The organism is Microcystis sp. BLCC-F210 (assembly GCF_042134685.1).
In the GTDB taxonomy this organism is placed as follows: domain Bacteria; phylum Cyanobacteriota; class Cyanobacteriia; order Cyanobacteriales; family Microcystaceae; genus Microcystis; species Microcystis aeruginosa_D.
Map to the genome: position 1 here is coordinate 612,227 of NZ_CP169647.1, position 12,679 is coordinate 624,905.

Genomic DNA, 12,679 nt, shown 5'->3' on the forward strand with positions numbered 1-12,679 from the left:
TCTTAAAATATCATTAAGATTCTTGGTTAATATTGAAATGTGTGGGCAGCCTATCACTGAATTAACTCCTCCACCACCCGATTTAAACCGACGGAATGGGAAGCTTTGCATAAAATGCGATCGCCTAAATCGATCACTTCCCTTAAACGATTAATTAAATCTGCGTGAGTTTGAAAACATTCACAATCGACACCAGTAGCGGACTCAGCAATAAACTTAGCTTCTGGGTCGTTTATCAAGACAAACAAGCGATCTATGCCTAGTTTTTGCACTCTCTCACCGACTTGGCGATGTAATTGCTCCGAAAAAGACCCTAACTCCTTCATCGTGCCTAAAACAGCAATGTGACGCTGACCGGGGGTAGCTTTCAGCAAATCCAAGGCCGCTAACATTGATTCTAGACCTGCGTTATAGGTTTCGTCGAGGAGTAGGATATCGGGAGCTAATTGGTAACGTTTGGCCCGACCACTGGGTAAATTAACCTTAATTCCCTGTTGCAAAGAAGTCCAATCGATGCCTAAAATTTTTGCTACAGCCAAGGCTGCCATAAAATTTAAAGCGTGATGACGACCGGATAAAGGTAAGTTAAAATCTAGTCCATTGACTCGTAAAGTAGTTAAATCCAGTAATTCCCCGACTATGTCGCCGCCAGAGAAGCCATAGGTAAGTGTTTCTCCCTGCCATACCTGTTTAGCTGTTTCGGTAAGTAAAGGATGATCGTAGTTAAGAACAGCTATACTACTAAAAGGAGACTCGGCCAATAACTCGCATTTGGACTCTGCGATCGCCGATTCCGACCCTAAACGACCGATATGAGCGGTTCCCACATTAGTAATCACTGCGATGGTCGGTTGGGCGATTTGAGCGAGCAGGGCAATTTCTCCCCGTCCCCGCATTCCCATCTCGATTACAGCACTATCGTGGGTTTCATCCAGTTCGAGGAGAGTTTTCGGCACTCCGATCTCATTGTTATAATTAGCCAAGGTTTTATGTACCTTTCCCTGGGTTGCTAATACGGAGGCGATTAATTCTTTAGTGGTGGTTTTTCCCACCGATCCCGTAATAGCAATCACGGGTATAGTAAATTGATTCCGCCACCAGTGGGCTAATTGCTGATAGGTTTCTAGGGTATTTTTAACTAAAAATACGGGAATATTTTTAGAAAAATTTACCAAAACTGGCTGATCGACAATCAAGGCCGCCGCTCCTCTTTCGATAGCCATATCGATAAAATCATGACCATTAAAATTATCACCTTTTAAGGCTAAAAATGCTTGTCCTGACTCAATACTGCGGCTATCGGTATTAATACCAGATACTAAACTGTCAGGTATAAAACTTATGTCAGCCTTATTTTGTAAGGACAATAATTGAGCTAGTTGATTGAGGGATAAATGACAGGGCATAGACAATAAAAATACTTAGAGTAAATTCCCAATAATCTAGAAGATAGATTGAGGTTGAACGGGGACTTAGATCAGATAAAATCGATTTTTATTGGCTCTCCCAATCACATCTAGTACCATGTAGGGGCGCAACGTGGTCAGTTAGTTGATCGAACTGCTTGCGCCCATAATCTAATATTGTGAATATTTTTCAGCCAATGTCCGAGAGAGCCAACTCAATTCAGTAGAATGACCCAAAATAGAGACATCCTAAGAAGGGCGCATCTACTATCTAATCACAATTGAATCCTTTACAGCAGTTAGGGACTTGCGCTTTGATAATGTACCTTTTGGGCGAACGCAGTTCGCCCCTACATTGTGGACAAAATCCGTTACTGTAGGGGCGCAATGCTTGCGCCCTCCGATCGCTCAGGTTTGCTGATCACCCTAAGTAGGGGGAGAGCCTTCGAGGTGTTAGGGACTTGCGCTTTGATAATGTGCCATCTGGCTGGTCTGGTTCTTCTACAGAGCGATTTTCTGGCTGGGATATTATTCCTACGCAAATCCCTTATCTAATCACCTCCGTAGGACTAGAGCAAGGGTTTTGCTCAACAGGTGGGGAGCGAGGATTAAAAAGTTAAGTAATCTCAACTTCTAGCCAATGGGGTCCCGGAGCTAGGGGATAATTAAACCATCGTCATTTAGGCTGCGTTTATCCGTGAAAATTATCGTTATCGGCAGTGGTGGTCGAGAACACGCTCTAGCTTGGAAACTCCTACAATCGCCTCTAGTAGAACAAGTGTTCTGCATTCCGGGTAATGGGGGAACGGCAATTTTACCTCAATGTGAAAACATCCCGCTATCGATGGAGGATTTTGCCGAAATTGGTCGTTTTGCCCAGGAAAATAGCGTCGATTTGGTGGTTGTCGGGCCAGAATATCCCCTCTCCCTCGGTATTACCGATTATCTTCTCGGCCAAGAAATTGCCGTTTTTGGCCCCACACAAACCGGGTCCCTAATTGAATCGAGCAAATCCTGGGCCAAAGAATTAATGAGCGAAGCTGGAGTTATCACCGCCACTTCCGAAACCTTTACCAATGCAGAATTAGCAAAAACTTATATCCGAGAGCAAGGAGCGCCCATCGTGGTGAAAGCCGACGGATTAGCCGCAGGAAAAGGGGTAATTGTCGCCGAAACCGTAGATAGGGCCCTAGAAGCGATCGATGATCTTTTTACCAGTGGCTTTACTAAAGTCGTGGTGGAGGAATTCCTAGAAGGGGAAGAAGTGTCCATCCTCACCCTCACCGATGGGATCAGTTTTCGTTCCCTACTACCCGCCCAAGATCACAAGCGCATCGGTGAAGGCGATACTGGCAAAAATACCGGCGGTATGGGAGTTTATGCTCCCGCACCCATAGCCACCGCCGCCATTATGGAAGCGGTGGACCGTGACATCCTCGCCCCCATCGTCGCCACCCTGCAAAAACGCGGCATTGACTATCGAGGAGTCCTCTACGCGGGTTTAATGATTTCCCCCGCCGGAGAGCCAAAAGTTCTCGAATTTAACTGTCGTTTTGGTGATCCCGAAACCCAAGCGGTTTTACCCCTACTGGAAACTCCCTTGGCACCGCTGCTGCTGGCCTGCGCTCAACAAAAGTTAACTGATTTCCCCTCTTTACAATGGCGCTCCGGTAGTGCCGTTTGTGTGGTGGCTGCGTCTGCTGGTTATCCCGACCACTACGAAAAAGGCCAGTTAATCACTGGAATTGAGGCCGCTGAAACCGCGGGAGCGATCGTTTTCCACGCTGGCACGGTTTTAAAACACGGCGATATCTTCACCGATGGCGGCCGGGTTTTGGGTGTCACGGCTATGGGGTCGAATTTTAATCAGGCGATCGAACTTGCCTATCAATCGGTGAACAGGATACACTTTCAGGGCATCTATTATCGTCGTGATATCGGCCACCGGGTAAGGGAAAAATAAGGGTCAGTATTGAGGCTGGGGTAAGGGGGAATAGTTAGGGGTTTTGAGGATTAATTTAGCAGCCAATTGCCCCTTTTTTTCGCATCTCTCACCGCTAATCCTCACCTCTTTCTAGGGGAATCCCCGACAAAAGCGCATCTGATTTGTCAAAAAAACAGTAACTATTGATAAAATCATGAAACTGAATCCCCTAACCAAATTGCCATCCCTATGCGAATTTTGCTCTATTCTTATAACTATTATCCCGAACCGATCGGCATCGCTCCCCTGATGACAGAATTGGCGGAAGGATTGGTTAAAAGAGGTCATCAAGTCAGGGTTTTAACCGCTTTTCCTTGGTATCCTAATAGTGAAATCGATCCCGAATACCGAGGAAAAATCTATCTGGAAGAAGAACGAAATGGTGTTAAAATTCAACGTTCCTACGTTTGGGCCCGTCCCCAAAGAAGTTTAAAAAATCGAATTTTCTTTGAGTTGAGCTTTGTTTTTTTGAGTTTCTTTCAGGCTCTCAAAGGCGAAAAACCCGATCTAATTTTCTTAACTGTCCCCGGATTACCCCTTTGCGTTCCCGCAGCTTTATTGAGTAAATTATATGGAGTGCCGATTATTCTAAACTTACAGGATATTCTGCCCGATGCGGCAGTTCATGTGGGATTATTAACTAATCAGAAAATGATTCAGGTTTTTAGTAGTCTCGAAAAATTTGCCTACAAAACTGCCAGCAAAATCTCGGTTATTGCCGATGGTTTTACCAAAAATCTTCTCACTAAAAATGTGCCGAGTCAGAAAATTATTGAGATTCCTAATTGGGTCGATGTCAGCTTTATTAAACCTTTGCCGAAAAACCATAATTATTTCCGCCAAGAAAATAATCTTGAGGGCAAGTTTGTTGTTTTATATTCTGGCAATATTGCCCTAACTCAACCCTTAGAAATCCTGATCGATGCCGCAGTTCAATTAGTTAATATTCCTGAGATTAAAGTGGTAATTGTTGGTAAAAAAGAAGCACTTGATCGCCTAGAAAAGTATCGCCAACAACAGGGGGCCAGTAATGTGCTTTTATTACCCTTTCAACCCCGGGAAAAATTACCAGAAATGTTAGCAGCCGCTGATGTGGGTATGGTGATGCAAAAATATAACGTTATTTCCTTTAATATGCCGTCCAAAATTCAGTTATTATTAGCTAGTGGTCGTGCTATTATTGCTTCTGTTCCCGCCGATGGAACTGCTGCTAGGGCGATCGAGTGTAGTGGTGGTGGTTTGGTGGTTAATCCTGAAGATCCGGAGGCATTAGCTACAGCCATTTTAAAGCTATACAAAAACCCAGATTTAGCAACTATGCTAGGAGAAAAAGGACGACAATATGCGGAAGAAAACTATGCTTTTGAAAAAACTTTGGATCAATACGAAAATCTTTTTTCTCAAGTAGTTAGTTAATAATTAGGGTAAGTAGTTATAATTAAATTGAAGATAGATCCCCCCTTAATCCCCCCTTGATAAGGGGAGTATCTGACAATCTTAATCCCCCCTTGATAAGGGGAGTATCTGACAATTTTTAATACCTATCCTATAGGGAATAGGGTAATTTCAACTAAACCCCTAAAACCCTAAAACCCCACCATCTAACCCCTAACTCCCACTTAACTATTTTCATGTTTGATAATTTTTCAAAAAAACTTCCCTGGCAAAGTCTCAAACAAGCGATCGCTTTTTTCTTAACAATTATTGCTTTAACTCCAGTGGTTACAGCTTTAATTTCTAGTGTTAATCAGCCCCAAATCCAATCAAATATTCAACTATATCAAACCAATCTCAATCTACAAGCTACGACTCTCAGCAGCGATGCTGATCCTAATAGCGAGGAATTTGCTAATCTTAAATTAATTCAAACTTCCCTGATTGGTGAAGATCCCTATAGCACCGCCGAAGAGCAGTATTTATCCGCCCAGAAAAGTGCCAAACAAACAATCACCCAAATAGAAAAATCAGCAGTTAATCCCGAACAAAAAAAATCCCTTGAGCGGGACATCAATTCCCTAAAGAATTTAGAACTGAAATTAAGTCTTATTCAAGCTAGTCAAGGTGACTTGGATTCAGCACGGCAAATCTGGCAAAACATCAAGGAAAAATCAGCATTTGAGAACTATCAACCTGCTATTTTACAAAATGCGCTGCTGTTAGAGGGATTGTACAGTGAACCCCCCGAAATTGCTACCGATGCTGAAGCGAGAATCGAGGGCAATTTTCAAGGATGGTTTCGTTATACCATTCTCGAAAAATTATATAGTCTCGAAAATCTTCAAGAGGATTTACTCGCTTTAGAAGAAGAACAAAGTGAAGTGGCGGCTAATGCGTTAATTAAACTGATTATACTGGCTTTTTTGCCTCTTATCGGCGGTTTAATCGGTTTTGTGCTTTTGATCTTTTTATTAGTGCAGTGGCTTCTTCGCAAACAGCGATCGCTGCTCTTTTTAGATGATAGTCTCGCTTGGCAAACTAACTGGGGAGGAGAAACCCTCTGGTGGGGAATAATTATCGGTTTCTTTTTCGTCGGACAAATTGTTTTACCAGTAATTTTCGGGATTTTATCGAGTTTCTTGAGTCTCAATCCCGAAAAATTTAACCTAGAAGCTAAAGCAATATACGTTGTAGTTAGTTATTTAGCCTTAACAGTGAGCAGTTTATCGGTTTTATATCTAGCAATTAAGCCTTTTCGCCCTTTACCTTCCGATTGGTTTCGTTTTAATCTCTTTAGTCCTTGGCTGCTCTGGGGATTAGCCGGCTATTTTGTCGCTTTACCCCTGGTTATTATCGTTTCTTTGCTCAATCAACTAATTTGGCAAGGACAAGGGGGTAGTAACCCGCTGCTGACTTTAGCCCTAGAATCCCAGAATACCTTCGCTTTAGTCTGTTTTGCCTTTACTGCTTCCCTTGCCGCTCCTTTTTTCGAGGAAATTGTCTTTCGCGGCTTTTTACTAGCTTCTTTGACTCGTTATCTACCCGTCTGGGGTGCAATTGCTCTTAGTAGTTTGATTTTCGCCCTTGCTCACCAAAATTTGTCAGAAGTGCTGCCTTTAACCGTCCTAGGTTGTGTTCTTGGCTTTGTTTACACCCGCTCGAAAAATTTATTATCCTCGATGTTGGTTCATAGTCTCTGGAATGGTGGCACCCTGTTAAGTTTATTTTTATTGGGCAGCGGTGCGGGTTAGGTGAGGTAAAATCGATGATGTCCTCAGCTTATAGGATTTTTGGCTCTTCTAGGTTCTGTGTGATAAGTTTAACTTACTATATGATCGCTCAATCTTTGTGTCCTTTGTGTCCTTTGTGTCTTTGTGGTTTCTTTGACTCGCTCGCCAGCAGGACTGTATCTTAGAATACATTTTGCCCACCAAACCTAAGAGAGCCGATTTGATCGCAAAATTCAGCCAGAGGAATCTGAAGAACTGGTTTTCGGAGTTAACTAACCAATAAGTACCTTCGAGAATTATCTGAGAATGAGAGGAAAAAGAACGGTGATAAAATTAGCTAATCGATTCCACTAACTTAAGCACCCAATAACCACCCACTGAAAATATGGCTGATTTTTTTAACACCTATGGTTTTTTAATTGTTTCAATGATATTTGGAGCCATCTTAGGTATTTCAATTTATCTGCCCTTAATGGCTGGTCAATTATCCTTAGCAACCCCCGGTTTTTACGCTTTAGGAGGTTATGTAGCAGCCATTCTTTCCACGAAAGTTTTTACAAATACCAGCAGCAATTATCCCCTTATTTTGGTCTTTTTAGAAATGTTAATTGCTGCCATTATTTCGGGAATATTAGCCATAGTTTTAGGTATTCCTGTTCTCCGTTTGCGAGGTATTTATTTAGCTATTGCCACGATTGCTTGGGTAGAAATTTTGAGAATTATTGCCCTTAATCTGGAGATAACGGGCGGTGCGGTCGGTATTTTCGCCATTCCCCAACCTTTTACCAATCAATTATCCTACCTTTGGCTGGCTTTGCCCCTCTTATTACTCACTATGCTGTTTCTCTATCGGTTAGAAAACATCAAAATTGGTCGGGCATTTAATGCCATTCGTGCCGATGAATTGGCAGCTGCAGCCATGGGAATTAATCCCACCTATCACAAGGTTTTATCCTTCACTTTCGGGGCAGTTTTAGCGGCAGTTGTGGGAACGGTAAGCGCCCATTTTCTCAATACTTGGAATTCCCGTCAAGGAACTTTTGATTCTAGTATTATTTTCTTGGCTTTCGTTTTAATTGGTGGTTCAAGAACTTTTATTGGTCCGGTGGTGGGAGGCGTTATTTTAACTGCTTTGCCCGAAGTTTTACGCGCCCTTGGTGGTGTGAATGGTTTACCAATTTGGTTAGGGAGTTTCTTCCGCGATGGTCGTTTGATTATTTTTGGAATTTTAATTGTTTTGGGAACTATTTTTTATCCCCAAGGTTTAATTACACCTGAATTAATCAAAAAAATAATGCCTTTTAAAAGACGTTCCTCTCTTAGTCAAGTTAATTCCTAATTACAGCAGAATTCAGTGGATTGCTGTGCCTCGATAGTGCAACAGCAAAGAAAGAAAAATATCAACCTCTAAAAGCTTTGGATATTCCACCTAAAGCTGAGCAGTTCTTCTTAGGGATTTATTCTAAATCCTGTTTAAAAGGAATAGGAGAGCAGGGATTGGGTTTTTACCTATGGATTATTTCCCTCGCTCCCTTGTTCTGGCACTCCCAAGGAGTGCCAGACAATTCTTCGTTCACCCGCAAGGGGTGAAACTCCTCATTGCCGCAAGGTAAATTCCTCACTCCTAAGAGTTCAGATGGGGACTGATGCGGGATCGTTTATCCTAATTTCGGTAAACCCATACTATAGTTCTGTACTCTGGCGTTGAGATTATAGCTAATTTCCCCTTTTTGCAGAAGAGAACGGATAAAATGTTCTAGATCTGAACCGATGCGACGGAGATTATATTCGCTTAGTTCTTCCCCATTGTAGGATTCTACCAATTCATCAAACTTACTATAAACCTTATTGAGAGCCACTTCTTCCCAATTAAATTCATTATCGGGATCCACATCAAGAGTCAAGACATTGTTACTCTCGATTAATTGATTATTTTTTACTTCAGCCGTATAAATGCGAATATGACGAGTCGTGGATTTTAACAGCATGGAATCTTTAGGGTAAGTTAGACGCTATGTCTAAGATTTTGCCATGATTTGCGGCAATCTTTTTCAGCAAACCCTAATTACTCCCACAGCACAGGTTATGGCCTTTTGTCAACAGGGAAGTTCAGATGTTAACTGGTTAAACCGTGTTTTAGGGCAAAACGCACCAATTCAGTGCGACTGTTAGTACCAGTCTTACTAAATAAGCGACTGACGTACTTTTCTACGTTTCTGACGCTGGTTTCTAGACGACTGGCAATTTCTTTATTCATCAATCCCTCCGCTACTAAATCCAAAACACTTTGTTCCCGGGGGGTAAGGTCAATTTTAATCGGGGAGGGAGTAGTAGTAAAAGTGTTCTGTTGTCCCACCTGCTGTTTTAATTCCCGGATATCTCGGGCAATTTCGTCTAATCTAGCGTTTTCGCTGGTGGCTTGCAGGGATTGACGACGGCGCTCGATTAAAGACTTGATTAATGCTTCTAATTCTTCGGGATCGAAGGGCTTGGATAGATAAGCGTCACAACCAGCATTATAACCCTGAATGCGATCGCTTGTCATCCCCCTTGCAGTGAGAAAAACCACGGGAATTGTCTGAAAACGAGCATCTTCGCGCAATTTCTTGAGGAACTGATAGCCATCCACCTGCGGCATCATAATATCAGAGATAACTAATTCCGGAATTTCTTGAGTGAGTAAATCCCAGGCCTCGTTAGCATTACTAGCAGTTTTTACCTCGAAGTCATCCCCGTACTGTAGATATGCTTGCACAGATTCACGAACCCCCGGTTCGTCATCCACTAACAAAACTTTCGCAGGTGTGTCCATGAATTTCTCGCAGCGATCAAATATTGTCCGAATCCTATCTTATCAGCTATCAGGAGATGGAATGCAACTAGTACCGTCAATACCAGCCAATACGCGGAATTTGCCTTACAACCGGGTGCGGGTTTTCAGGTGTTGTCAGATCACAATCGGAAAGATGCGTGCGAAACGTTTAGGCATGAAATCAGGTTGAAATACCCGAAATAACAAGGACGATTAACTTGTAGGTACACTGGTTGTCCTGAGATTGGTAAATCTTTGACTAAATGTCGATGATTTTGGTTTAGTTTATCGCTCTCTAACCCACAACAAGGACAGAGAGGACAGATTGCTTTTTGATTTTTCGATTCCACTGGTCAAACTATACCGATATTTTCTAGGTGTCGATAGCCTTAAATAGAGGTTCCTTCTAGGTTCAAAAATTTCTCAAATATCATAAGTAAAATACTCTGGTTTTTGGCTATTATATCAAATTTTAACTCAATTGTCTATCTTTTGGTATTAACCAGTTTATGCCTCAAGTCTTTTCCTATATAAATTTCAGCTATTTTTAAGCGTAGGTACTCTCATCGAATTTTATTTTAAGTTAATTATTTGCATAACAATTACCGAAGAGCCATAAGGTAGGGAGGTGTTAAAAACTTTCAGACACCCCCCTTATGAAGGGGAGATTAAGGGGGGATCGAACCCAAAATCTATCTTCAATTTAATTATAACCAGCTACTTACAATCAAAAATGGGATAGGTTAAAAACAGATCCCACGGTTCCGATTAAGTCAGAATTACTGACGAATTTGTACCGGCATCACCAAATAGGTCATCTTTAAACCTCCCAAGGGGGTAAAAATAACCGGTTGGGTACTAGCATTTAACTGCATTTGGATATCATTATTGGGTAAAGCCTTCAAACCGTCCATTAAATACTTCACATTAAAGGCAATATCGCCACTTTCTCCCTGAATTTCCGCCGCCATGGACTCTTTAGCGCTACCTAAATCAGGAGATTCCACCGCTAGGGATAAACGGTCATTTTCGCTATCGAGACTAAACTTAACTAAATTATTCTTTTGGTCCGATAAAACCGCCACTAATTCCAAACAACGGATTAACTGTTTGCGGTCTAAAACCAAAGAACGCTCGAAGGATTTAGGAATTAACTGATTATAAGTGGGATAGGCCCCTTCTAACTTACGACTGGTTAACCTCTGTTCCCCCATTTCAAAGATGACTTGAGAATCATCCACGTGCAGAGTAATAGTCTCGATATTTTGCTTTGCTGCCATCATTCTTTCCAATTCTCGCAAGGCCCGGGCCGGAATGGTGACATTAAAGCCACCAGAGGCACTTTCTACCTCCTCTAGGGGAGTTTGTACCACCGCTAAACGATGACCGTCTGTAGCGGCAAATTCTAGACAATCGACGGTTTTAGTTAAATGTACCCCCGTCAACACCTGTTTAGTTTCATCGCCACTAGCGGCAAACAAAGCACCTTTTAGTCCCTCTGTCAAGGCAACTATAGGTAAATTAACAATTTCTCCATCGGCCACCGTGGGCAATTCTGGGAACTCATCGGCTTTCATGCCGCGAATTTGGAACTGTGCCGAGGCAGTTTTCAGGAAAGCGAGACTATGCTCCTCATCATTCTCGTTTTCTTCTACAGAGATGGTGATTTCCCCCTCTCCTAAACGAGAGACAATATCGTTAAGCAATTTTGCTGGCAGGGTAATCTTACCCCCTTCCACCACCTCAGCCCGAAAACTGGTGCGAATCCCTAAACTCAAATCAAAGGCAGTCAGGCTAATTTCGCCCTTTTCCTCATCGGCACAAAAGAGAACATTCCCCAAAACCGGATGGGTAGGACGACTGGCAACGGCCCGACTAACTAGGGATAAATTGCTGTTGAGTTCGCTTTGACTACTGGTAAATTTCATCGAAAATTTGGGTCTGAAACCCCGTCGTTCTACGACGGCTTTACTGTTAAATATTAGCGCATTTACACGATATATGCTAGAATGCGAGATATGGAAAAAGCCTATTCTTACCGATTTTACCCCACACCAGAACAAGAGTCGCTATTGCGGCGCACATTGGGCTGTGTAAGATTAGTTTACAACAAAGCTCTCCACGAACGAACACAAGCATGGTATGAAAGACAAGAAAGAGTAGGCTACGCTCAAACTTCTTCAATGTTGACCGATTGGAAAAAACAAGAAGAATTAGAGTTTTTAAACGAAGTTAGCTGTGTACCTTTACAACAAGGGTTAAGACATTTACAAACAGCTTTTACTAACTTCTTTGCTGGTCGTACTAAGTATCCTAACTTTAAGAAAAAACATCAGGGAGGAAGTGCCGAATTTACCAAATCTGCTTTTAAATTTAAAGACAGACAAATCTATTTAGCTAAATGCACAGAACCTTTACCTATTCGATGGTCAAGACAAATACCAGAAAGCTGTGAACCAAGTACAGTAACAGTCAGATTACATCCTTCTGGACGCTGGCATATTTCAATTAGATTTGATGACCCAACGATTAAGCCTTTACCAGTAACAGATAAAGCCATTGGAATTGACTTAGGAATTAGTAGCCTCGTGATTACCAGCAATGGCGATAAAGTATCTAATCCTAAGCACTTTAAAAAGCATTATCGGAAACTGCGAAAGGCACAAAAAAGCCTTTCTAGAAAACAGAAAGGGTCAAAGAATCGGGAAAAAGCAAGAATCAAAGTAGCAAGGATTCACGCTCAAATCACCGATAGCAGACAAGACCATTTACACAAGCTAACCACTCAATTAGTTCGTGAAAACCAAACGATTGTGGTTGAGAATTTAGCTGTCAAGAATATGGTCAAAAACCCGAAATTATCTCAGGCAATATCTGACGTTAGTTGGGGAGAAATAACCCGACAATTAGCCTATAAATGCCGTTGGTATGGGAGAAACTACATCGAAATAGATAGATGGTTTCCTAGCTCTAAAAGGTGTAGTAATTGCGGGTATATTGCTGAGAAAATGCCGTTAAATATTCGAGAATGGGATTGTCCAGACTGTGGGACTCACCATGACCGAGATATTAACGCTAGTAAAAACATTTTGGCCGCAGGGCTTGCGGTGTCAGTCTGTAGAGCGACCATAAGACCAGAACAGAGTAAATCTGTTAAGGCAGGTGCGGAACCCCGCAAGGCTTCCGCCGTGAGCGTCAGCCGAACGGGAAAGAAGCAGAAACCCAAATCGTGAGGTTTGGGAATCACCGTCCGTTTACGGCGGTGAGGATGTCAAAGCAGGAATAGTTTTTTTGTACGCTAAGAAATAAT

The 12,679-nt window shown here is 42.3% G+C and carries 9 protein-coding genes and 1 pseudogene; 5 read left to right on the plus strand and 5 right to left on the minus strand.

Going from position 1 to position 12,679, the window contains the following annotated elements; all coding sequences use genetic code 11:
• Positions 1–53: 53 nt before the first annotated feature.
• The gene (gene murF / locus ACE3JL_RS03060) at positions 54–1,406 is read right to left on the minus strand and encodes a UDP-N-acetylmuramoyl-tripeptide--D-alanyl-D-alanine ligase (protein ID WP_271993118.1); all 1,353 of its coding nucleotides are present in this window, start codon (positions 1,404–1,406) and stop codon (positions 54–56) included.
• A gap of 697 nt (positions 1,407–2,103) precedes the next feature.
• On the opposite strand from murF, the gene purD reads away from it, so the two are divergent.
• The 4 genes from purD to ACE3JL_RS03080 all read left to right on the plus strand — a co-directional run bounded on the left by purD (position 2,104) and on the right by ACE3JL_RS03080 (position 7,896).
• Positions 2,104–3,369, plus strand: coding sequence for a phosphoribosylamine--glycine ligase (purD, locus tag ACE3JL_RS03065; RefSeq protein WP_271989222.1), 1,266 nt, complete (start codon positions 2,104–2,106; stop codon positions 3,367–3,369).
• Positions 3,370–3,579: 210 nt separating this feature from the next.
• Entirely contained in the window at positions 3,580–4,806 is a 1,227-nt protein-coding gene (locus ACE3JL_RS03070) for a glycosyltransferase family 4 protein (RefSeq protein WP_271989220.1), read from the plus strand.
• Positions 4,807–5,021: 215 nt separating this feature from the next.
• A complete protein-coding gene (locus ACE3JL_RS03075; protein ID WP_375328820.1) occupies positions 5,022–6,578 on the plus strand; it encodes a lysostaphin resistance A-like protein in 1,557 nt (518 codons plus the stop codon).
• 364 nt (positions 6,579–6,942) lie between these two features.
• Positions 6,943–7,896, plus strand: a complete 954-nt coding sequence (locus tag ACE3JL_RS03080) for a branched-chain amino acid ABC transporter permease (RefSeq protein ID WP_271989218.1) — start codon at positions 6,943–6,945, stop codon at positions 7,894–7,896.
• A 319-nt stretch (positions 7,897–8,215) separates the two neighbouring features.
• Here ACE3JL_RS03080 and ACE3JL_RS03085 read toward each other — a convergent pair whose 3' ends face one another.
• The 4 genes and pseudogenes from ACE3JL_RS03085 to dnaN form a co-directional block, all read right to left on the minus strand.
• The gene (locus ACE3JL_RS03085; protein ID WP_002738864.1) at positions 8,216–8,545 is read right to left on the minus strand and encodes an NAD(P)H-quinone oxidoreductase subunit M; all 330 of its coding nucleotides are present in this window, start codon (positions 8,543–8,545) and stop codon (positions 8,216–8,218) included.
• Positions 8,546–8,673: 128 nt separating this feature from the next.
• On the minus strand, positions 8,674–9,369 hold the full coding sequence (locus ACE3JL_RS03090) for a response regulator transcription factor (RefSeq protein WP_271989216.1): 696 nt from the start codon (positions 9,367–9,369) through the stop codon (positions 8,674–8,676).
• Positions 9,370–9,578: 209 nt separating this feature from the next.
• A pseudogene (locus ACE3JL_RS03095) lies at positions 9,579–9,803 on the minus strand (transposase family protein); the annotation flags it as partial.
• A 345-nt stretch (positions 9,804–10,148) separates the two neighbouring features.
• Positions 10,149–11,297 (minus strand): DNA polymerase III subunit beta, encoded by a 1,149-nt coding sequence (dnaN, locus tag ACE3JL_RS03100; RefSeq protein WP_375328821.1) that lies wholly within the window; start codon positions 11,295–11,297, stop codon positions 10,149–10,151.
• A 90-nt stretch (positions 11,298–11,387) separates the two neighbouring features.
• Here dnaN and ACE3JL_RS03105 point away from each other — a divergent pair, with 90 nt between their 5' ends.
• Entirely contained in the window at positions 11,388–12,602 is a 1,215-nt protein-coding gene (locus ACE3JL_RS03105) for an RNA-guided endonuclease InsQ/TnpB family protein (protein WP_375329577.1), read from the plus strand.
• The last annotated feature ends 77 nt before the right edge of the window (positions 12,603–12,679 follow it).

Excerpts from the sequence above, each read along its gene's own strand:
- murF (WP_271993118.1), bottom strand. The coding sequence starts at position 1,406 with ATGCCCTGTCATTTATCCCTCAATCAACTAGCTCAATTATTGTCCTTA.
- ACE3JL_RS03070 (WP_271989220.1), top strand. The coding sequence starts at position 3,580 with ATGCGAATTTTGCTCTATTCTTATAACTATTATCCCGAACCGATCGGC.
- ACE3JL_RS03075 (WP_375328820.1), top strand. The coding sequence starts at position 5,022 with ATGTTTGATAATTTTTCAAAAAAACTTCCCTGGCAAAGTCTCAAACAA.
- ACE3JL_RS03080 (WP_271989218.1), top strand. The coding sequence starts at position 6,943 with ATGGCTGATTTTTTTAACACCTATGGTTTTTTAATTGTTTCAATGATA.
- ACE3JL_RS03085 (WP_002738864.1), bottom strand. The coding sequence starts at position 8,545 with ATGCTGTTAAAATCCACGACTCGTCATATTCGCATTTATACGGCTGAA.
- ACE3JL_RS03090 (WP_271989216.1), bottom strand. The coding sequence starts at position 9,369 with ATGGACACACCTGCGAAAGTTTTGTTAGTGGATGACGAACCGGGGGTT.
- dnaN (WP_375328821.1), bottom strand. The coding sequence starts at position 11,297 with ATGAAATTTACCAGTAGTCAAAGCGAACTCAACAGCAATTTATCCCTA.
- ACE3JL_RS03105 (WP_375329577.1), top strand. The coding sequence starts at position 11,388 with ATGGAAAAAGCCTATTCTTACCGATTTTACCCCACACCAGAACAAGAG.